The sequence below is a fragment of the Nocardia speluncae NBRC 108251 genome, from assembly GCF_001613245.1.
In the GTDB taxonomy this organism is placed as follows: Bacteria; Actinomycetota; Actinomycetes; order Mycobacteriales; family Mycobacteriaceae; genus Nocardia; species Nocardia speluncae.
Genome location: NZ_BDBZ01000047.1, coordinates 15,426 through 36,135, shown reverse-complemented (window position 1 = coordinate 36,135; position 20,710 = coordinate 15,426). Strand labels below are relative to the sequence as shown.

17 protein-coding genes are annotated in these 20,710 nt (G+C 67.1%); 4 read left to right on the top strand and 13 right to left on the bottom strand.

Going from position 1 to position 20,710, the window contains the following annotated elements:
- Positions 1–4 precede the first annotated feature (4 nt).
- From NS6_RS32075 to NS6_RS32050, 6 genes are all read right to left on the bottom strand, one after another.
- The gene (locus NS6_RS32075; RefSeq protein ID WP_068049925.1) at positions 5–1,177 is read right to left on the bottom strand and encodes an AAA family ATPase; all 1,173 of its coding nucleotides are present in this window, start codon (positions 1,175–1,177) and stop codon (positions 5–7) included.
- A gap of 759 nt (positions 1,178–1,936) precedes the next feature.
- Positions 1,937–3,739: an AfsR/SARP family transcriptional regulator gene (locus NS6_RS32070; RefSeq protein ID WP_068049923.1), complete on the bottom strand. Its 1,803-nt coding sequence runs from the start codon at positions 3,737–3,739 to the stop codon at positions 1,937–1,939.
- Entirely contained in the window at positions 3,736–4,464 is a 729-nt protein-coding gene (locus NS6_RS32065) for a DUF8176 domain-containing protein (RefSeq protein ID WP_157113058.1), read from the bottom strand. Before NS6_RS32065 ends, NS6_RS32070 begins: the two co-directional genes overlap by 4 nt.
- A gap of 105 nt (positions 4,465–4,569) precedes the next feature.
- Positions 4,570–5,700: a lipase family protein gene (locus NS6_RS32060; protein ID WP_068049918.1), complete on the bottom strand. Its 1,131-nt coding sequence runs from the start codon at positions 5,698–5,700 to the stop codon at positions 4,570–4,572.
- On the bottom strand, positions 5,697–6,824 hold the full coding sequence (locus NS6_RS32055) for a cutinase family protein (protein ID WP_245669594.1): 1,128 nt from the start codon (positions 6,822–6,824) through the stop codon (positions 5,697–5,699). The genes NS6_RS32060 and NS6_RS32055 overlap by 4 nt, the downstream gene beginning before the upstream one ends.
- Before the next feature lie 107 nt (positions 6,825–6,931).
- Positions 6,932–7,735: a hypothetical protein gene (locus NS6_RS32050; protein WP_068049916.1), complete on the bottom strand. Its 804-nt coding sequence runs from the start codon at positions 7,733–7,735 to the stop codon at positions 6,932–6,934.
- Between the two features lie 828 nt (positions 7,736–8,563).
- Between NS6_RS32050 and NS6_RS32045 the strand changes: the two genes are divergently transcribed.
- Both NS6_RS32045 and NS6_RS32040 read left to right on the top strand, forming a co-directional pair.
- The gene (locus tag NS6_RS32045; protein ID WP_168443432.1) at positions 8,564–9,313 is read left to right on the top strand and encodes a helix-turn-helix domain-containing protein; all 750 of its coding nucleotides are present in this window, start codon (positions 8,564–8,566) and stop codon (positions 9,311–9,313) included.
- Positions 9,314–9,483: 170 nt separating this feature from the next.
- Positions 9,484–10,257 carry an MmyB family transcriptional regulator gene (locus tag NS6_RS32040; protein ID WP_068049912.1) on the top strand — a complete coding sequence of 258 codons (774 nt, stop codon included), beginning with the start codon at positions 9,484–9,486 and terminating at the stop codon, positions 10,255–10,257.
- 194 nt (positions 10,258–10,451) lie between these two features.
- Here NS6_RS32040 and NS6_RS35060 read toward each other — a convergent pair whose 3' ends face one another.
- The 7 genes from NS6_RS35060 to NS6_RS32010 all read right to left on the bottom strand — a co-directional run bounded on the left by NS6_RS35060 (position 10,452) and on the right by NS6_RS32010 (position 17,750).
- Entirely contained in the window at positions 10,452–10,625 is a 174-nt protein-coding gene (locus tag NS6_RS35060; protein ID WP_157113056.1) for a hypothetical protein, read from the bottom strand.
- Between the two features lie 200 nt (positions 10,626–10,825).
- Positions 10,826–11,473: a DUF5753 domain-containing protein gene (locus NS6_RS32035; RefSeq protein WP_157113055.1), complete on the bottom strand. Its 648-nt coding sequence runs from the start codon at positions 11,471–11,473 to the stop codon at positions 10,826–10,828.
- Positions 11,474–11,505: 32 nt separating this feature from the next.
- On the bottom strand, positions 11,506–12,027 hold the full coding sequence (locus NS6_RS32030; protein WP_157113054.1) for a DUF8176 domain-containing protein: 522 nt from the start codon (positions 12,025–12,027) through the stop codon (positions 11,506–11,508).
- A 248-nt stretch (positions 12,028–12,275) separates the two neighbouring features.
- Complete coding sequence (locus NS6_RS32025; RefSeq protein WP_157113053.1) at positions 12,276–12,872, bottom strand: hypothetical protein; 597 nt, start codon at positions 12,870–12,872, stop codon at positions 12,276–12,278.
- Positions 12,873–13,376: 504 nt separating this feature from the next.
- Entirely contained in the window at positions 13,377–15,191 is a 1,815-nt protein-coding gene (locus tag NS6_RS32020) for an acyl-CoA dehydrogenase family protein (RefSeq protein WP_068049904.1), read from the bottom strand.
- Positions 15,192–15,255: 64 nt separating this feature from the next.
- A complete protein-coding gene (locus NS6_RS32015; RefSeq protein ID WP_068049902.1) occupies positions 15,256–16,521 on the bottom strand; it encodes a cytochrome P450 family protein in 1,266 nt (421 codons plus the stop codon).
- A gap of 62 nt (positions 16,522–16,583) precedes the next feature.
- A complete protein-coding gene (locus NS6_RS32010) occupies positions 16,584–17,750 on the bottom strand; it encodes a cytochrome P450 family protein (RefSeq protein ID WP_084471638.1) in 1,167 nt (388 codons plus the stop codon).
- Between the two features lie 426 nt (positions 17,751–18,176).
- On the opposite strand from NS6_RS32010, the gene NS6_RS32005 reads away from it, so the two are divergent.
- Positions 18,177–19,364 (top strand): helix-turn-helix domain-containing protein, encoded by a 1,188-nt coding sequence (locus NS6_RS32005; protein ID WP_068049900.1) that lies wholly within the window; start codon positions 18,177–18,179, stop codon positions 19,362–19,364.
- Positions 19,361–20,236, top strand: a complete 876-nt coding sequence (locus tag NS6_RS32000; RefSeq protein WP_084471636.1) for a phosphotransferase enzyme family protein — start codon at positions 19,361–19,363, stop codon at positions 20,234–20,236. The genes NS6_RS32005 and NS6_RS32000 overlap by 4 nt, the downstream gene beginning before the upstream one ends.
- The last annotated feature ends 474 nt before the right edge of the window (positions 20,237–20,710 follow it).

Here is a 20,710-nt window from a genome sequence, read left to right as displayed (position 1 = left end):
GTGGTCAGATCCGGGGACCGAGCGCCAGCGGGGCATGCTTGGTGCCGTATACGGTTTTCACCACGGCGGCCACGATGTCGCGGTCCTCCTCGGGGGCGGCCCCGACCAAGTTGGCGGCGGCGGTGGCGGAGTCGGTGGCGGCGGCGATCTTGCGGTACGCCAGCAACTCGCGCAGTTGCGGTGCCCACCCGATCTCGCCTTTGGCCTGCCGGGCGGCCAGCTCCCGCGCCACTTTCACCGCGCGCCGTTCCACCCCGAGCTGTCCGGCGAGGTCGTAGTCGCTGCCGACCTGCACCTGGAACGCGAACCGCGAGGCGAGGGCATCGGACAGGATGGCACCGTGCACCCCGGGGTTGTGTCCGGCCACCACGAAGAAACCGGGCTCGGCTTTCACGATTTCGCCGCCGTGGGCTTTGATCACGATCTCGCGGCGGCCGTCCATCGCCGGGTACACCACCGACAGCACCGTCGGCGGAATCAGGGTCGCATCGTCGATGAACAGCACCCGGCCCTCACGCATAGCCCGGACCAGCGGCCCGTGCACGAAAACGAAAGTCCCGTCCGGGTTCTGCGTGTACTCGCCCACAAAATCGGCGACCGTGGTGTCCCCATCCCCCTGCACGGTCAGCAGATCCCCGTAGGCAGCCTCGATCAGCGAGGTCTTCCCCGTTCCGGGCGGGCCGTACAGCAGGACCGGGACCTCGGCGGTGCGCATCGTCTGCAACACATCCACGTCGGCGCGCCCGGCGAGCTGGCGCATGTGGTAGTCCTGCCCGTTCGGGCGTGCCACCCTGTTGCCGGTGCGCGCCGGGGCATTGGGTGTTGTGGCTTTGGGTGCCTTGCGGGGGCGCGGTGCGGCCGGGGCGGCGGACCCCCTGGTGGCCGGGGCGGGTGCCGCAGGCGTAGCGGCGGGGGCCGGGGCGGCAGCGGCGGCGGTGTGTGCGTTGGCGCGATAGCGGCGCGGTGAGGCCGAGGTGCGGTCGGCGTACCCGGCGGCGGTCAGTGCCTCGAGCGCGTTACCGACAGCCCCGGAAGAACGCGCGAGGGCTTTCGCGATCTCACGCGGTGACAACTCACCGCCCGGATTGTTCGCCAGCGCACCGGCGACCATGCGCCGCAATTCACCATTGCCCAAACGGGCACCAGCGGCGGGGGCCGGGGTCGCGTTGTTAGCCATTTCATCTCCTGAAAGTTCCATCCCATTTCACGCACCAATGCGCGGATCGTGGCATACGTGTAGCGAGGCCACCAATGGGATTTCCGTTGATTTCCCCGGCGAATTCCGGGAACGACTCGACGGTAGCTCGACCCACAGTGAGCTCACAACCCGAAAAGGCAGAAACATTTCCGGAATTCCGCCTCGATCACGCGAATTCGACCGCGCAAGACAAGAAAGAAATGCACACAGACCAACGGCCGGCCGTGGCGGTCTCACCGAAAGTAATAATCAATTTAATCCGGAAAGCAGGATAATGAATAGAACGGGAATGAAGATAAATGGATTCAAAGGACAGCAAGGGGCCATTGCCATACAGGGAGGCAGCCGGACGGAGGCAGGTACGCGCCGACCGAGCATGTCTATACAGCTTTGTGTATAGACAATCCCGGGTAACACCCAGCCGGATATATACCGCTCTACCTGCACTTTATGCCCGGCAGGGGTGGTCTGGTTTGATCACTGCACCGAATAGTGCACGGAACCTCACCACCGAACAGTGCACGGATTATTTTTCATCGAACCACCCCACTCCGATCGAACCGCCTCGCATAAACGGAAGCCGATCAGCTGCCTGAAAATAGGCTCTAATCGATGCCTTTCAGGACCCGTCGAAAAATGCGCATCAGACCATTTCGCATAATTTCCACGATCGTAGCAATGATATGTACGCGGCGATCCATATTCGCCGAATACAGAACGATCCGGGCTGGTCCGTCTCTATTGGGTGGTGCGGCGGAGTTGGTTGATAAGTTGCCGGGTTTCGGGGCTCGGGGTTTGGCCTATTTCCGCGAGTGTGCGGGTGAGTAGTGAGTAGGTGCGTGCGAGGGCGGCGTATTCGCCGAGGCGGGCGTGCAGGCGGAGTATGTCTTGCCATACGGTTTCGTTGTAGGGGTCGCTTTCGGCGGTTGTCTCGAGCAGGCCCAGGGTGGCACGTGGGTCGTTTTCGGTGTTGCGGGTGGCCAGCCAGCTCAATGCGTTGAGGGCGTTGCGTCGTGCTGATTCGCGTAGCGCTTCTACCCAGGTGTCGGTGAGGTCGCTGGCCAGTTCGCTGGTGGCCAGCTCCGCGATTCGGCGGGCGGCGGCGGCCTGGTCGGTGTCGCCCTCGGCGCGGCGGCGTTCGGCGACGGCAGCGTTGAAGTCCCAGTAGTCGACGCGGACCGACGTGGCGGACAGGCGGTAGTGCGTCCGGTCGTCGGTGAGCAGCCCGGTGATCTGTCCGCCGGTGGCGGTGCTGAGGGAGGTGCGTAGTCGACTCAGGGTGTTGGTGAGCGTGCTGGTGCCCCGCTCGGGCGGGCGTTCGCCCCACAGCATGTCGATCAACTGGGCCCGTGACAGCCCTTCCGGGTGCAGGGCGAGCACGGTCAGCAGCTCACGGATACGGGGCTGCAACTGCGCGGTGACCTCCACCGTCTCCGCAGTACCCCGCGCACACCAGAAGATCCGTGTCGGCCCGAAGACCCTCAATGTCAGGGCAGGCGCAGCCTCCGATGGTGCCGGGGCCGGTGGGGAGTCCGCGGGCTCGGTGTCGGGGCCGGGCTCGGCTGTGCCGGTGAGTTCGTCCTCAACCGGATGGCCGGCATCCTCGCGCCCGCCCTCAGCGGGTGTTTCGGGGCCCGGAGGCGGTGGAGTGGGTTCGGTGACCGCAGGCTCGGGTGTGCGGGGGTGTGGTGTAGGCGCAGGCGGTTGTTCGAGGCGATAGATGGTCGGAGGGGCGCTCTGGCGGCGAGTTCGGCGATTGCGGCGGACGGTGGCCCCGGCGGGCGGTTCTGCGGGCCGGTCACGGTGGGCGGGGGTGCGGAGCTGGATGTTCAGGTCCGTGGCGATAGCTCGGGCTGCCGGGAGCAGGTGCGGGCGACGGTGCGGCGGGCGGGTGCCGTGTAGCAGCGCGTCGGCGCGTGCCCGGCTGTCGGGCAGGGCGCCCAGCAGCGGGAGCCCGAGGGCCACGGCGAACTCGCCGCGGGCGTTGGCACCGATGAGCACAATCCCCCGGCGGCGGCTGTTGTGGGTGAGGGCACGGATCCGGCGGGCGGCCGACTCAGGGTCCCAGTGATCGGCGCGCACGACGACCAGACAGGCGTCGGCAGCAGCCAGAACCGAGTCGACACCCGAATCCGGCTCGAGGAAGCCGCAGTCGGCGAACACGGTCGCCCCGAGGTTGCGCCAGCTCGGGGACGGACCGGCCAGCAGCTCAGCGGTAAATACGGCGCGGCCGGGATCAGGGCGCGGTGGCGCGGCCAGCAGCGCCTCCCCACCAGGCAGGAACTGCACATGCCGGGCCAGGCTCTCCGGGTCGATCGGCGCACCGGGTGTAACCGTGCGGGCCAGACTCGCCAACCCCAGATACGGATCGGCGCCGGCCATGTCGGCGAGTTGCCCGCCTGCGGGGCCGGCTTCCACGATCAGAGCGGGTTCCGGGCCCGGCCAAGTGTGAGCGAGGGCGAGGGTGGTTGTGGTGGCCCCGGCGCGTGGGCTCAGGCCCGCGACCGCGATCAGTAGCGGCGCGGGCGCGCCGGTCTTCATCCTTGCCTCTGGATGTTGCTGATCAGCAGGGCACCGCCTTGGCTGGGGCGGGTGTTGACGACTTGGAGGTAGTCGATGCGTTGCCGATCGGCGCGCAGCTCGACGATGTGCACGTTCGCGGTGGTCGACGAGATCGGGGTGATCGCCACACAATGCGTGGTGCCACGCGGGATCGACACGATGCCCGCGGCGAGCCCGTCGAAAGCGATCCCGGACTCGGGCGCCAGCAGCCGCATCGCAGCTTCCGCATCGCGGCTCAGATAGTAGGCGGCCTGGAATGAAGCGATCACGCCGGGCACGGTGGCGGGATCACCGGCACGGTCGGTGACCACCATGCCTGACAACCCCGTGCACGCGTCCTCGGGCGCGGGCGCCGCACTCGGCGGTGTCGCCGTGGTGACCGGTTCCTGGCCCGCCCCGCCGGAATTTACCGACACCGCCACCACACCGATCAGGATCGCGACAACAGCGGCCAGCACCGCCCACGCCCCGGCCGGTAGCCGATGCCGCACCGTGGCCCACCACGGCCGGTAACCGCCCGTGTCGGCGGCATCGGGAGTCCGCGGCAGCGCGCCCAGCCAACGGTCCCCTGGTAGTTCGGGGTCCGGGTCGAGATCGGGAGGCAGATCGGGGCCGGGCACGGCGTGCCGCGTGGAGGTGGGTCGTGGCTCGTCAAGCCGTACCCAGGAGTTCTCGTCATCGGGTGGCGTGTCGGGATACCTCATTCATCTCGCCTCGTCGAGGGTTGATCACGGGTGGGATGTCTCCGGGGCCTGCCCACACCCGGGAGGGGGAAGAGCGTCGGGTGCAGGCAGGGTCCCCCGGAGGGGTCAGGGGCGGCTCGTGTGCTCGTCCTCGGTCTCGATGTGGAGGGGTGAGGTCGCCGGCCGGCTGGTGATGTGGTCGGTGAGCCGGGCGAGGACATGGTGGGTGGCCTGCTGGGCGGTGGAGCGGTGGTCGGCGTCGTACTCGCGCCAGCTCACCGTGGTGCCGCGCTGCCGGTAGGCGATGAGCGTGCGCCGGCCGGCGTGCACGGGCACGAGGGCGTCGAGCTCGCCGTGATACAAATGCAGCGGCGTAGCTGGGGTGACGTGGGCGAGGGTTTCCAGGGCGAGTACCCGCCGCCACCAGGGATCGTTCCAGGGATCAGGGCGCCGGCACCAGTGCGCCAACGGGTGGGAGAACTGTTGCAGCAGTTGGGCACCGGTGAGGTTTTGGGCTTCGGCGGCGGCGATCCCGCCGGTCTCGGTGAGGACGTGGCGTAGGGGAAGCTGGTCGTAGGCGCGTGCCAGACCGATCAGCGCGGCCAGTCCCAGTCCTGCGGTCGAGCCCTGGCTGATTGCCGGGGCTACGGCGGCGAGGTCGGAAGCGACGGCGCCGGCGGCGACCCCGCGCAGGTCCACCTCGGGGGCGTACCAGGGCTGCAGTTCCCCGGTAGCAGCGGCGACGCGTCCGCCGTCGGCGTATCCCCACACCACCACCGGGGCCACGGGCAGTTCGAGGTTCGCGCCCCGGTAGACGGCGCGGGCGAGATCAAGTACGAGTCTGGCGCCGGTGCGGGCGGCGAGGAAGGTGTGTGGTCCGGGGCCGATGCCGAGCCCGTGGCCATCGGCGATGGCCACCGCCCATCCCCGCTCCAGGGCCGCTTCGATGGGGGCGGTGTCGGGTTCGCTTCCGGTCGCCAGGAGTTGCGAGGGCGCGCACGCCCCGCCCAGGCCGTGGAAGGGCGGGCAGTACAGCAGGATCGCGGTCTTGCCGGGCTCGGGTGCAGTGTCGGGGATCAGTACGATCGCCGAGGCCGCGATGAGCTGGGAGCGGGAATTGCTGGAGACGTAGACGATCTGCCACGCGTCGGCGGCACCGTCGAGTTGCGGTGTGAATACCGGGCGGGTGCGCATGATATCGCCGGGCCGCAGCCCTTCGCGCAGGTTCGGTGTCTGATAGAAGTCGAGGATGTTCACGGGTGTCTCCCTGCGAGGTCGTGGGCGAGTGCGGTCATCCACGCCGCACCGGTGGCGAGCAGCCCGGTAGCGGCGTAGCCGGTGTGGCGGGCGGGGATGTCGGTGTAGCGAAGCCACACCCTGGGGTCGAGAAGGTCGCCGTTGTCGGTGACCAGCTGCCCGAACGCCGCCGACAACTGCGCGGCGAGGCGAGGCAACTGGGTAAGCGGATCTCCGGCGACCACCGTGGTGATCTGTGCCCACCGGCCCGCCGCGGCGGTGGCCTCGTCGGGACCGGGAGGCGGGTTGCGGGGGTCGGCGGCGTCGGTGAGGCGCTGGGCCAGGCTGGCGGCGGGCATGTAGTCCACGGAGCGGGAACCGATCTGGAAGTCTGTGTTCACCACGGTGGTCCAGGTGTCACCGAGTACTCCGGACAGCAGCGACTGGATCGAGCCGAGCGCGGCGACCGGGTCGCGCAGGTCAGCCTGGGCCGCGATCTGGGCGGCCACCTGCAACAGTGCGGCACGATCAGGTGCCGAGCAGCTCAGGTCACCCTCGACACAGATGTCGGCGACCCGGCCGGTCAGCGCCCCGTAATCGACACCAGATGTGGAAGCGATCCCACCACCGGGGGCAGGCGCGGCGGTGAACGCCACCTGCGACACCGCCGCACCGGTGGTGCCGGGGGCCGGGTCCGGCGCCAGCTGGCCGGGGCGGCCAGGGATCACCGGCGAACCGGAGCTCCGTTCGGGGTCGGAGTACAGCGCGACTCCCGCGACCCGATCGGCAGCCACCGGCCCTTGTCCGGCTCCGACGGTCCGCGCGAACTGCGAGACTACCTGTGCGCCTTGGGAGTATCCGACAGCAGCCAGGGCGGTGCCGGGGCACGCTGTGGCGATCTGCCCAGCGGCGTCGGTGAGCGCAGCAACACCGGCACCCACCGAGTGGGTGTAGGGGTCGGTGCCGCCGCCGGTGCCGACCGCTCCCCCGAACGCGGCCGGATAGGGAATGTAGGTGCGCGCGACCAAGTCCGGTGCGGCGGCCACTACCGGGGCGAGCAGGTGGCCGAGCATTCCGGTGTCGGCGGTCTCGGAAGCGTCGGGCGAGGACTCGCCGGTGCCCTGCACCCCGAGAACCCACAACACCGGGCACCCTTGGCCAGCTGTGGGAGGTTGCGCCGCACTCGAAACCGGCAGACACAGGCCACTGGCGGCCGCGGCCAGGACGGCCACGGCGAGGAGGGGTCGCCGGGTCACGGCTGCCCCACTCCCACACCCGCGCCGAATCCCGCGCCCACCGTCCCGCCGATGAGTGCACCGGCCGCTGCGGCGGGCACCCCGGCCACCACCGCGCCCACGGCCGCGCCCGCCGCCGCACCCAGCGCGGTGCCCGCCACGCCGGAGGTCACTGTGCCGATGACAGGCACGGCCACCACGGTGCCCAGGGCGGCTCCGGCGATGCCGCCGATGGTGCCGCCGATCAGCCCACCCACGACCGCACCGGCTGCCGCGGCCGGGACACCGGCCACCGCGCCGCCGATCGCGCCACCGACCCCGGCCCCGGCGACGGTGGCTCCTGCGACCCGGTCCGAGCGCCCGGCCGGGATTCCGACCGAGTCCAGGAATGTTGCGGCTTGGGCTTCGAGGTCGGCGCTGACGGTGTTGATCGTGTCGCCGACTTCCGGTGGCAGCCACTCCGGCTCGGGGAACTGCGCCTGACCGATCCGGATCATGTCCGCCGGTGGCTCGATCGGCGCTACCGGTTCGACCGGCGCCGGAGCATGCAGCTCGACCACATTCACCGGCGGCGCGGGCGCGGGAGCGGGCGCGGGGCGCGACGCCGGACCGTTGCGGACCTCGGGTGGCTGTTCCGGATACACCGCGGGCGCGGGCGGGGCGGGAGGCGGTGCGGGAGCCTGGGTTCCGGGCTGGGCCGGTGCGGTGACCCCGGGTTGGTCGGCGATCGGGGCGAGCGTCACCGCACTCGCGTGCTGGGGGGCCAGCAGCATCAGCACCGGCACTGCACCGGCAGCGATCAGGTGGCCACTCCACAGCATCCGCCCGCCATAGGGCGAACAGGCGCGACGGGGATCCCGGTGGCAGCCGCGCCTCGGAAGCGTGGCAGCAACCGAGGACGTATTCCCTTTTTCGGGCACGACAAATAACCCTTCCGATCGAAGGAGAAAGAAAATCAGAAATGATCGGGAATTGCGCGAGAGCGCGACCAATTCCCGCACCTCCCGGCTGCGGAACACAGCCGGGAGACCCGGTCCCTCATTTACCTCAACTAGAGGGAAATGGACCGGACTGTCACAGGAACGGCAACGCCAGACCGAACGCCTGCGTGCCAAATGTCAGCAGATGCGAGGCCAGCGACACGCCCGCGTCGAGCAGCGTCAGAATCGAGTAGAGATCCACAGGTTTCCCTTTCGAAGGAGGTGCGATACCCCACCATCACAGCCCCGAAAAACGCTGCCGCGCCAGCCTTTCGACAGGTAAAGATTCTGCTGTTAAAGCCATTACCCCTGCCGCCACACACCGTGGCCAGCGCTTATAGGAGAAAGGGGTAATAGGAGTGTCAGTCGAAGAATTCTGCCGACGCCTGTCCCGATTGACGGAAGACACGAAGAATGCTGCACTCGGGCCACGCCGAGGCTTCAGCTATTCGTCAGCCACTTCACAGCGAATGTTGTTGGCCGAGTCTTTACTTTTCTGGTAAGAACGAGATCAACTCGGGGGAGTTAACCCTTCAAGGTAGCTCACAGCGAAGGATCTACGGAAGACTGTAGTAGGAGGGGCTTGACGTGAACCAGACAACGAACCCGGCCCGCGATCGGCGACGGCGTCCCGGTCGTGCGGCACGCCCTGGTCGTGCTGAATCAGAGTTGCCTGACTTCGGTGGTTGGGTGCGCCGGGTCCGCGAGCAGCGCCGCCTCACTCGGTCGCGTGCCGCCGGCCTTCTCCACGTCAGTACCGAGCTGCTCAAGAAGATCGAGCACGGCAACGTCGCCTGTTCGCCGGCGGTACTGGACCATCTGGTAACCACCTACGACCTCGATCACACCCAGCAGCGCCACACCCGTGACCTGGCCCACCCCGCGATCCCACTGTCGCCGGTGGCCGAATTGCGTGCCCGCGCCGGCTCTCCCGAGCACCGCGCGAAGCTGGCCTACCTCGATAGACGTAACCTGGCCGGCGCCTACGTCGATCCCCTGTGGAACGTCGTCCTGGCCAACGATCGTTTCCGAGCAGAGCTGCCCGACGTCGAGCACTACCGCGACAACATCGCATTGTGGTTCTTCCACCCGGGCTCGTCCACACCCACCGCCGAAGCCTTTGTCGTGCAGTGGGACTGCGCCGCCGCCCACCTGGTTGCCTCCCTGCGCGGCGCCTTCGGACGGCACCGCACAACCCCGGCCGTATTTGCCCTCTACCAGCAGCTTCGTGGCGCGGGCGCCTTCGCCCAGATCTGGGACACCAGCCTCTCGGTCGCCTACGGCTTCCGGACCGAGCAACCCATCCTCGTGCACGACTCCGCCACCGGTGAGCCGTGCACCGCGCGAATCCACCTCGGCGCACAAGGCTCCCCCGATCTCCACTTCTTCCTCGCCTACCGCGACGGTCCGCCGTCCTGACGGATCCGCACCCAACCACCCGCCCGCACACACCAACGGGACCGGCCGAACAGGAGTACAAGAATGAAAACCACGCCCACACCCCTCGATCATCATCGCCCCGCACCGGCACCCAGCCCCGCATGCCCGACAGGCATCACCCACCTACTACCGCAGAGGCGAGCGCGGTGATGCCCAAGCTCCCCGTACTCACCGGCATGCCCGACTTCCACGACTCGGTCGAATACCTACGACACCAACATCATCTCTCCCGCGAATCCGCCGCCCACGAAGCCGGGATCAGCGGCTCCTACCTCCACCAGATCATTCGGAAACGCACCATCCCCAGCTCCCGTGTCTTCGCCAAACTGGTCGGCTCCTTCGATCTCGACACCTCGCAGCGACAGCATCTCTACGACGTGTGCCAACCCTCCGCTTCTCTCCCGCCCGCTGCCGAGCTACGCCGCCACCTCACCGAAATCGGCGTCCGACACCACCTCGATCACCTCGACGCCCAAGACGTCCTGGCCGCCTACTTCGACCCTCTCCAGACCGTCCTGCACGGAAACCGCCTATTCCACAGCGTGATGCCCGGCCTCGCCGAGGCCGACGACAACATCCTTCTGTGGATACTGTCGACCGCCGGCCGCGACACCATCGAGAACTGGGACGCGGAACTCCGCTACGTCGTCACCCTCGTGCGCGCAGCGCTGGGCCGATACCGCGATCTACCCCGAGCACGAACGCTGTTCCGGACACTACGAGAACACTCCGATTTCCGCCGCGCCTGGGACTGCACCCCCATGCAGGTGACCTACCGCTGGGCCCGCCCGGCTCCGACCGGAATACGAATACCCGGCGCCCACAAACATCTCTCCCTCAGCTTCGAAGTCGACGAATACAGCGCCTACCCCGACATCCTCATCACCCACGGCCTCTACAACACACCTGCGATCGCCTGCTGAGAGGATCAACCGAGTACCAGCCACGACGACCCCGGACCGGTGGAATGTCGAGATTCTCGGGCATCCGTACCGCCACAATCGGCTCAGCCTCAGCTCAACCGTGACGAACCCCGGCTCGATCTCGGCGAGGGAGCTGGTCTGTGAGCGGCCCTGTGTCCGACGGGCCGCCACGCTGAGACCCATAGCCGCTGCGATTACGCGGGCAGGCCGTCGTAGCCCAGTTCGTAGCCGTGATCGAGGCTGGCTGCCGCTTCCGAGCCCATCGCAGTCAGGCGCCAGGTACCTGCGTCGTCGTCATCGGCGCGGCGGATATAGCCGTGGCGAGCGAACCAGTTCACGGTCCGGGCCGCGCTGCTCAACCGAGGCAAACCGAGACGCTCGTAAAGTTCCTGAGTGCGATGATGTCCCCACCGGACATGGCTTCCAGTATGCGCCGCTGGTTGGCACTGAACGGTTTCCGCGGCCGGGCCGTTGCATCCTCACTCGATCGAGGAGCGGTCGCGTCGGTATGAGCGGTATTCAACTGCTCGCACGCAGCAATCTCACCCCGGCGTCGGCGGTGGAATCCTCATTCGTCACAGGTCGCCGCCCAGCGGTGGTAGCCGAGTGCAGTGGCGATCACGTCCTGGGCTGCGCCGCCGGTGACCGCCTGGGCGGCCATTCGTTCAAACGCCGCCTCGTAAGAGGCCAAGCCCTGGGAGTCAGTGATGGTGACCTGGCCGGTCAAGGTCTCCACCGTTGCTTTCGTTGCGTTGTAGAACAGGAAGTTCGTGGTCGAGGCAACGAACTGCGCCGTGCGTTCGATGACACCGATCTCGAACGAGCCGGGCAGTGTCAGGGTCTCCAGCAGCGCTTCAAGCTGGGCCACCATCACCGCAGGGGCGCCGACGGTGGTGTAGAGGGCCTGTTCGGCGAGCAGAAAATGCGCCTCGCCTGATCCGGACCGCCACTCGGCTTGCCGGGCCATCCGCGCCGCGACCGCCTCCGCGAGTTCGTTTTCGTCGACTGGACGGCTACTGAGGTTCTGGCAGACGCGCAGGACTGCGGTGGCGTACTCGCGAGTTTGCAGTTGACCCGGGACCAGTTCGGGGTCATAGCCCCGCAGCCGCACGGTGTCTGCTTCGACGCTACGGGTGCGGTGTTGCAGTGCGGGCAGGGTGTGCTCGTCCCAGGACAGGAACTCCGGTCCGGCTGGCGACATTGCAGCAGACGGCATAGCTGTGGTCTTCCTTTCGATGAGTGCGGGTGTCAGACCGCGGCGATCGCGGTGATCAGGGTGTGGCCGGTCTCGACGCGGGTGGTGACGAACTGCCGGTGGGTGATCTCTGGCGCGCCCGGGACCTGCTGGGCCACTTCCACGTTCCAGCGCTGCACACGGTCAGTGGCCGCTAGGGCGGAGGTCACGTGGACGCAGAACCGGGTACCGAGGGGCAGCGAGTCGATCCCCACCTGGATATCGGCCGAGGACGGCACTCGGGCGTCGGTTGCCACCACTTCGCGTGCTGCGGTCCCGGACCGCAGGCCATAGAACGCATGATGGAACGTCAGAATCGCATCGGCTCCATCCGCGGTACCACCGGGCCTGGTACCCGAAACCCGTTCCGGGGTTCGGGCTTCCACACAGTCGGGTGTGGCCAGTGGGGCAATGTGATAGGTGAGTCGCAGCGTCCCGCCGGTCGCGGGTCGATGTAATGAGGCGGTACAAGCCAGGGCAACGAGCGCGGTCAGGGCAGCAGTCACTGTTGCCAGCGCAACCCTGATGTGGTGCATGGAAATCACAGTGGGTCCTCGACAGGGTTAGATCTCCCGGTGGCCGATGGAGGCCCGAGAGGTCGTGGAGCGGAGTAGTGGCGGGTCCGCACCGCGCGCTCGGCGACGGCCGGGGCGGGGTCGGGCCAGTGTGGGCCGGTGTGGTGAAGGAGTTGGTGGATAGCCAGCGATCCCAGGATCATCGCCGAACAGGCTTCCCGAGCTTGCCGAACGCGCTGCTGCGGACGGGGTGGCGACGGTTCGACTGTTCACCCACTGTCATCGGAGAAATCGGCTGGGTTTATGGCGGACAGTTGTGGCAGCAGGCGGTGTAGCAGTCGTTCGTTACGCCAGATATCGAGAGCGACGGCAGCGAACCAGAGATCGGTATCGATGCCATCGGCGTGGAAGGCGTCCACGAACTCGTCCGTCTGCGCCGCGATGTCGGTGTGGGTGTAGGCCGGGAGACCGGTGATGGTGTCGTAGGGCAGGGTGGCGGTGTGCATCCGGCCGCGGGCGTCGTAGATGACCGCCGAGTACTCCAAGGCCCCGACGTGGCCGGCGCCCATGCGGCCCTCACGGAAAGCCCGCCGGGTATCGCTGGTCATCGGAGCACCCGGGGCCTGGGAACCGATCGCCCCGAAGTAGCCCAGTCCATACCCCCAGATCCCCGGAATATCGGAGTGCAAGCCGAAGGCATAGTCCAGCACCGCGCCACCGACCGCGAGGTCGGCAGTCGTGAACGTCCTCGACGTCCGGTTCTGCGCAGTCATTTCATCGACGCAGCCGAATCCCCAGACCTGGTGAGCATCCTCCCCGGCGTGCACGGCCCAGCGGGTTGGGGCCGCGGCTCGGTACGCGATCATGGTCCGCAGCATCCTCTCGATCAGCGCGTCATCGGGGTACCGCGACACCGACCGCGGGCGATCTCCCCCAGTACTGCTGGAGTTGCGGCAGTGCTGATGGGGGTGAGTGTTCGGCCGTTTCCGGTTCTTGCCGCCCATCACCCGTGCCGATCGCCGGCGCCGGGCGAGAACGCAACCGCCGAAGCATGTCCGCCGAAGCGGCACCGGTTGCTGCTCCGGTGTCGTGTGGCGGGGTATCGGGCTCGGCGGGTGCCGTGTTCGGGGTGTGGCATAGGAGCCTCCGCTTCGGAAAATGGGGTGCTTATACGTACTCGTCGGGGTCGGCGCGGCCGTCGAGGTAGGCAGCTGCGCTCAGGAATTGCAGGCATTTCGGGCCGTGACCGCCGTGTGCGGTGTGCACGAACATCGCCTCTCCCATCGAGGTGAACCCGGCGTCACTGCTGGCGCACTCACTGTGGCGGCGGGTCCACAGGTCCGGGTCCGGACGCCGCTGCGGTCGCCCTCTCATCGCGGCCGGACAAAGCTGTCGGGCCCCCAGCCGGTGATCTCACTGAACGCCTGCCGGTAGTCCAGGGCGAAAACCGGCGCCCCGGGCAACTGCGGAACATCGAACGCCGCCGCCAAAAAGGTCAAGTTCTCAAGCAGGATACGGCGGTGGCGCAGCAGGCCGGTTTCGATCTCGGCCGCACGCTGATCGGACTGCAATCCCCGCCGCTGGAACCACGTCCCGCGCGGGGCGAGGTAACCCAGTGCGACTACCGCGGCCACCGAGTACGCCACGGTGGCCGCGTGGGGATCGGTGGCCTGGTCGGCGGCGATGAGCGCGGCGGTCACCGCCAGGCGGATCCCGGTGGTGTGGGCCATATCGGCGCGCGCGGAGTCCAGGCCTACCGCGTCCCCGTCGGGCTCGTACTCGTCGCGGCCGATGCCGGTCGCGAGGTAGAGATCAGTGGCGAGGTGGCCTTCGCGGGCCGTGATCATCTCAAGCCACCACGGCTTCTCGGCCGGAGTTTCGGGAAGTGTGAGGAGGCACAAGGCTTTCGCATACCGCCCCGCGGCGACTTGGAGAGCGAGGGTGTCACCTTCGGCGGTTTTCCCACCAAAAACGTTGGCGATCGCATCCGGAAGATAGTTGCAGCGCAGAATCCCGTGCGAGGCCAACCGTTCCCGGCACACGATCAACGCGTCCTGCGCCAGCGTGGTCAACAACGGTTTGAGCACCATCACCCACAGACCCAGCGGCGGCTGGATATCGGGGTCGGCCGCCGTATCGCGCACCATACGCCCCAGCACTCCACACGCGAACGTGTCGGCGACGGCGGTGACGAGATCGCGCTGCAAGGCGTCGCTATCACCGTGGGGACGTTGACCTGTGAACCCGACCGCAGCCGCGGCACCGGCCCCGGCGCTGCGGTTCATCGCGATACCCAGATCGAGGCGCCCGTGGATCAACGGCCCAACCGTATGCTGGAACCGTTGACGCACCGGGACCTCGGACACGAAGGCCCCGGCGTCGTCGAAACCACCCCAGTCCCCACACAGGACCCCATCCTCGGGGACCAGCAGCCCGTTCAACTTGATCAACGCGTGCGGCATCGCGGAACCAAGTTTCGGGGACAAAGTGTAGATTTCCACGCCCTCGGCCAGAACGCCGTCGGCGCTCCGGAAACGTGACGCGAACGCCAGCACGCCCTTGTCCTCCCCGTCTTCCTCCAGGCACGCGGTGAATACGGCGACGGCCGGCACGTCGGGATCGGCGAGGTTGGCCATCGCTTTGACCGCCTCGATGCTGCTGCTGTAGAGGCGGTAGCCGCCCGCTGCACAATCACGCACCGCGACCACCTGAAGATCAGCGCCACCGTTGGTGCCGCCGAGTTCCGTGTGCGCGAACACTCCCAGCGTCCGGCCGCTGTCCAGGTCGGCCAAGCATGCTTGCACATAGTCGCTGCCGTTGCCCAGCTCCAGCAACGCACGGCACGTCAACGCGAAATGCCCGTTCAACACGGTCAATACGTGGGTCGCGGCGACCGCCGCGCTATCGCAGACCGCACCCCGCAGGTGCACGTCCTGGGCGATCTTACGCGCCGGGAGCCCGAGATCGGCGATCAACCGCGGCAGCAGTGCTGACCCGATCCGAGTCTCTTCCCGATAGGTGACGTCGCCGTCAGGAGCAACGTCTCCGAGCCTCAGCATGATGTCCATCGCGGCGCGGTGCGTGCCGAGATGGTCGCCGAACAGCGCCCCGCGCAGCCCGGTGACGGTCGGATCTTCATCGCGATAGCCGATATGGGTGATGAGAACGGTAGTGGTGGTGGTCATGGTGTCACTCGCTTCCGTAGTGCGGGATCCGGAGATAACGGCGCGTCGTCCGAGGGCTCGGGTGTCATCGGTGGCCCGGTGCCGGTGGGATGATCAGCGGCGGTGTCGGTGGGAACGCGACGGGCACTGCCGCGGGGGCACGGTGAAACGGACCGGTTCGCCACGGCATTTCGTCCGCTGAAACGGCGAGCTCGGCCTCGGGGAAGGCATCGAAGAAGTGGCCGATGGCCTCGATCGCGATCTGTTTCGACATCTTCCGCGCCATGTCCGGGCAGGCATGCGGGCCGCTGCCATAGGCCAGGTGTGAGCTGTTGTCGGTCCAGCCATGTTCACCGATGATCGCGGGGTCGGTGTTGCAGGCTGCCATGCTCACCAGCACAGGTTGGTCCGCCGGAAGCCACACCCGATCGACCAGAACCGGCTGGCGCGGGTAGCTGTTGCAGAGGTTGGCCATCGGCGGGTCGTCCGCGAGGGTTTCTTCAACTGCATCACGCACAGGGGGCGTGAACATGCTGTTGTCGTGCCGGTACCGGACAGCGGTCAGCATCCGCCGGATCGTGTTCGCGATCAGGTTACGCACCGGCTCGATCCCCGCGGAGTAGATCGTGACCAGCTGATTCATCCGCTGCTCATCGGTGAGGTTCGGGCACCGGTGCACCAGCCAGGACGCGATATCGGCAGCGGGGGTGCGGCGTTTGAGTTCGATCAACTCGAACAGCGATTCCGCCACCTCGGCGTTCACGTGCTCGGTGTCGACGCCCTCGAACATCGCCGCGATCGCCACACGCAGCCGCTCGCCGCTCGCAGGTGGGCAGCCGACGGTTTCGTTGAGCACCGTGAACACCAGCGGAGTAATGAAATGCTCAATCAGCTCGGCCTCGCCGGCCTGGCAGAACTGGTTGATCAGTGAGGAAGCGACCCGGATGGTGCGTTCCCGCACCGCATGCAAATCGACTACCGACAACGCGGTCTGCAGCGCATCCCGGTGGCCGGCGTGCTCCTTGCCTGCGGTGCGCAGTGCATTGGGCCGCCATCCCAGCATCGGCAGCAACGGATGATCACGCGAGAGGGACTTCTGCCAGGTACTGGGGTCGGCCGGGAACCGGTCGGGATCATTTAGGATCCGCACCGCCGTGTGGTAGCCAATAACCAGCGTCGCGGGCACCCCTGGAGCCAGTTCTACCGGAGCGAGCGTATTTCCGCCCTCACGCATCCGCTCATAGGCGGCGTACGGGGCGATAGCGAAAGCGGGAGTGTAGAGCGGGGTACGGGGACCGAGTTCTTCGATCGAACAGGTGCCGCTACGGGACAGAGACTGAGGGCTGAGCATGGCTTCTCGTTTTCCTTACAACACGTGCATCACGACTACCGGGAACGGAAAGGGCGCAGGGATTAGGGCAGTGAGCGGACAGGCTCGAAAGCCACCGGCAACGCGGTCAGGAACCGGTGGAACGGGCTCGTCTGCCACACCAGCTTCCTGGCCGGGCGCATATCCGGGACCGCGTCCATGAGTTGGTCGAGAGCGATGGTGGCGATCAGCAGCCCGATCCCGTCGGCGGGGCAGCCATGGATCCCGGCGCCGAACGCCAGATGTGAGCGGTTACCACGGCGGTCGGCCTGGCCGGCGGGACCGCTGTGCCAGTCGGCCAGGCTGATGATCACCGGTTGATGCGCGGGCAACCAGACACCGTTGTCCATCAACTGGGGCACGTGCGGGTAGCGCACGCACCAGTTCGTCAGGGGCGGGTCGGTGAATAGCGCCTCATCCAGGGCGTCGCGAGTAGAAAGACTTCCACCCAGCGCTGCGGCGAGCCGATCGTCGGTCAGGATCAACCGGATCGTGTTCAAGATCAACGCCGTAGTGGGTTCGACAGCCATCTCATAAATCAGTGCGAGCTGGGCCACCACCTCGGCCTCCGACAAACCCGCCTCATGTGCCAGCAGCCACGACGCCACATCCTCACCAGGTGCCGCCTGCTTGCCCTGCACCACCTCATACAGCACCGAATCCAGCAATCGCCGCCCCGCCGCAGCAGATTCGACGTCACGAACCTCGGTGAGCGCCGCAAGCGCCCGCGCCAGCGCAGCCGAGGCATCCCCCGATACACCCACCAGCCGGTTTACGGCCTCGAGCACCAGCGGGTAGGCGAATTGAGCCCGCAGCTCCGCCGACCCCACAGTCCAAAACGCGTTGATCAGCTCGACGGCGTACCGTTCCACCTCGGCCTGCAGCATGTGCTGATCGACCCGCACCAACGCCGCGACATGCGCACCCCGGTACCGGGCATGCTCGACCCCCGCTGTCCGTGCCGGTGTCGGACCCCCCTCCAACATCTGCCGAACCGGACAGTCCCCAGATACATCGCGCTGCCACCCGCTCGGGTCAGCGGGGAAAGTGTCGGGATTGTGCAGGACCTTCAACGCTTCCCGATGCCCCAGCACCAACGTCGCCAGCACCCCGGGTGCCAACTCCACCGGCACCAGCGACCCGAACTCACCCTCCCACTCCCGAAACCAGTGAGCTGGTTCAGCAGCGAACCCGGCGGTGTACAGCGGCACAGCACGACCGTCCGGAGCAACCGGTGACGCCTGCGTAGCTGCAGGGGCGGGTACCGGCGTTCCCGGGCCGCAAGTCGCCTCGTACTGGCTAGTTGGCCTGCTCACAACACACTCCAAGCGTCGGGAAAGTCTCTGTCGTAGTGGGATCGCGTCTAGCAGGCACCCGGTCGGATGCGGTACTTCCTGCGCTGTCGTCGCGAGCCCCGTGAGGGGAACGGGTCGCGCCGGCACTGGACACCGCCGCTTGCGAATTTCCGCGGAGCCAAGCACGCCGACCGGGTGCTGGTTACGATGCTGACGTGTCAAGGACACCCTTGACCAGGGGTTGCTGGGGCCAGCTGCGGGCCAAAAGATTTGGCCCCGAATCGGCCCCAGCAGGATAGGCAAGCAGAGGGGTATTTCGTGAGTGGGGATTTCGGTTCGGCAATGAAGCGGCTGAGGACCGCACACGGCCTCACAGCCGACCAACTCGCCCGCCTGATCAGCTATGACCGAGGGGCCCTGAGTCGAATCGAGCGCGGAAAGCGCGCGCCCACAGCGGATATCGCCGCGCGAATCGACATCGCGCTCGATGCCGGCGGCAGCCTCGTAAGGCTCATCGAACGGAACCGCTCTCACAACGGCGATGACGATCTGGTGACCGCGGCACGAGAATCCACCGAATTCGCCCAATGGATCACCGCGACTGCCGGACAGCTGGACAGCGCCCAGGTCGCCGATGAGCTCACTGCGATCGGCTGCCAGTTCGTCTATGCCACACCAATTCCACTGATAGAACGCCTGCGGGCACTGCGCGGCGAAATCCGCGCCGCTCTGCACACCAGCCCTGCACCGGCACGAGCCCGCGAGTTGGTTCTCTTGGGCGGCATCACCATCGACTTGCTCGCGCACGTCACCGAAAACCTCGGCCATCCCCGCGCCGCCGAGCGCCACGCCCGGGCCGCCGAAGCGATCGCTGTCAACCTCGGACACCCTGGGCTGCAAGCCTGGGCCGAGGGCACCCGCGCACTGATCTGGGAATGGAACAGCCGCCCGGCCGAAGCAATGGAACTCGCGGCCAAAGCCGCATCAATCGCACCAGCCGGCGAGCAACAGGTACGACTGGCAGCCATCGAAGCCCGATGCGCCGCCCGAATCGGCCGCACGGACACCGCCCACGCCGCGATCACACGAAGCATCCAAGCCGCGGAAGCCGCTGCCCACGACGAACTCACCATGCTCGGCGGCGCACTTCGATTTCCGCCCAGCAAAATGGCCTACTACCTCGGATCCACCCACCGGCTACTCGGCGAACACGAACACGCCCAACGATGGGCGCTGGAGGCAATCTTGGCCTACGAGACCGGCCCCACAACCGAACGCTCCTACGGCGACGAAGCACTCGCCCGCGCCGACGTCGCTATCGGACGCATCCACTCCGGCGAACTCGACGGCGCCAGAGAAATCCTGACCCCCGTCCTTCGGCTACCCAGCGAACAGCGCATCCAGCCCATCGCCGACGGCCTGCGCGCAGTTGACACCGCCCTGTCGAACACCCACTATGCCAACGACCCAACCACCATCGAGCTCAGCGAGGAGATCAACATGCTCACCTCGTCCCGGCACCAGGAATGACGTCCACCCACGACATCCTGTCCGCAGCCTGCCGCCTCGCCGGGATCCCCGCCGATGACGCCGAGCTACTGCACGCGCACAGCAACAGCGTCTACCACCTGCCCTCAGCGAATGTCGTGGCCCGGATCAACGGCAACGACCACGCCGGACTCCGGGCGAAAGCCTCGCTCACCATCACCCGCTGGCTCGCCGACCATGACCTACCGGTCACCGAACCCGCCCTCGACCACGCGATCGATATCGCCGGTTCGACCGTCACGTTCTGGACCTACTACCCCCAACATCGCACCGACCGACCATCGCCACAGCACCTCGGCGAGATCCTGGCACACCTTCACACCCTCCCGGCACCGCCCTTCCCACTTCCCGACTACCAGCCGCTGATCGGGCTCGTCAGCATCCTCACCACCGACATCACACCAACAGTGCTGTCCGCGGCAGACCGGCGCTGGTTGTGCGAGCAGGCCGAGCAGCTCATCGCCGAGTATCGAACCCAGCCCACCCTGCTGGGCCGCGGCATGGTCCACGGCGACGCCTACACCGGAAATACCCTCTGGGCCGGCGGCACGGTACTCCTCGGTGACTGGGATGAAACCTCGATCGCTCCGCGCGAGCTGGACCTCGCCAACACGGTGCAGGCCAGAAGGTTCGGCCTCCCCGAAGCTGACATCGATGCTTTTCTGCGCGCCTACGGACGCGACCCCCGCGGCGAGCCCCTCTTCGATGCACTGGTCAGTATGCGCGACCTCCACACGCTCACCAGCTACATCCGCCGCGCACAACGTGGCGACATCCGCGCTCAGGCCGAACTCACCACCCGGCTCCAGAGTCTTCAGGACCCGACAATGCCAGAACGCTGGGTTAGCGTATAGCGCGGCGCAGCCCCACGCGCAGCCCGTCAGGATCGGGAAGCACGGTCCGGCCTCTGGAGACAGCCAAAGCAGAAAATATCCGCGTGCACCCGATTCATACAAACCAACCCGGGAAGTTGATCGTGGCGGGTGAGGTGGCGCAGAGCTGGTAGTTTACGCATGCACTGCATAACGGTGCGCGGCGGTCGCGCCCCTCGGGTGCAGATGAGTTACCGGGATAATCTGGGTGCAGCCCCGGGGGCCGTACCCGAAACCCCACTCCCGCAGGGAGGCCTCCGTTTACATCGGCGCCGCCAAACTCCGAGCCGTGTGCGCGCCCGTTGACCTCCGTGCATACAGGGACTTGAGCAGGTCAGGGGGGTGAATTGCCAGCCCAACTCTGCGTAGCTCTCAGTTTCTGGCAACCAAACCCGTTGCAGCCCAATATACTCAGGCATAGAGTCCTGTGGTGACCGTTCATGCCGGTCGACCGCG

Coding starts and splice junctions, on each gene's coding strand:
- NS6_RS32075 (WP_068049925.1), bottom strand. CDS start 1,177: ATGGCTAACAACGCGACCCCGGCCCCCGCCGCTGGTGCCCGTTTGGGC.
- NS6_RS32070 (WP_068049923.1), bottom strand. CDS start 3,739: ATGAAGACCGGCGCGCCCGCGCCGCTACTGATCGCGGTCGCGGGCCTG.
- NS6_RS32065 (WP_157113058.1), bottom strand. CDS start 4,464: ATGAGGTATCCCGACACGCCACCCGATGACGAGAACTCCTGGGTACGG.
- NS6_RS32050 (WP_068049916.1), bottom strand. CDS start 7,735: ATGCTGTGGAGTGGCCACCTGATCGCTGCCGGTGCAGTGCCGGTGCTG.
- NS6_RS32040 (WP_068049912.1), top strand. CDS start 9,484: ATGCCCAAGCTCCCCGTACTCACCGGCATGCCCGACTTCCACGACTCG.
- NS6_RS32035 (WP_157113055.1), bottom strand. CDS start 11,473: ATGCCGTCTGCTGCAATGTCGCCAGCCGGACCGGAGTTCCTGTCCTGG.
- NS6_RS32030 (WP_157113054.1), bottom strand. CDS start 12,027: ATGCACCACATCAGGGTTGCGCTGGCAACAGTGACTGCTGCCCTGACC.
- NS6_RS32025 (WP_157113053.1), bottom strand. CDS start 12,872: ATGATCGCGTACCGAGCCGCGGCCCCAACCCGCTGGGCCGTGCACGCC.
- NS6_RS32020 (WP_068049904.1), bottom strand. CDS start 15,191: ATGACCACCACCACTACCGTTCTCATCACCCATATCGGCTATCGCGAT.
- NS6_RS32015 (WP_068049902.1), bottom strand. CDS start 16,521: ATGCTCAGCCCTCAGTCTCTGTCCCGTAGCGGCACCTGTTCGATCGAA.
- NS6_RS32005 (WP_068049900.1), top strand. CDS start 18,177: ATGAAGCGGCTGAGGACCGCACACGGCCTCACAGCCGACCAACTCGCC.
- NS6_RS32000 (WP_084471636.1), top strand. CDS start 19,361: ATGACGTCCACCCACGACATCCTGTCCGCAGCCTGCCGCCTCGCCGGG.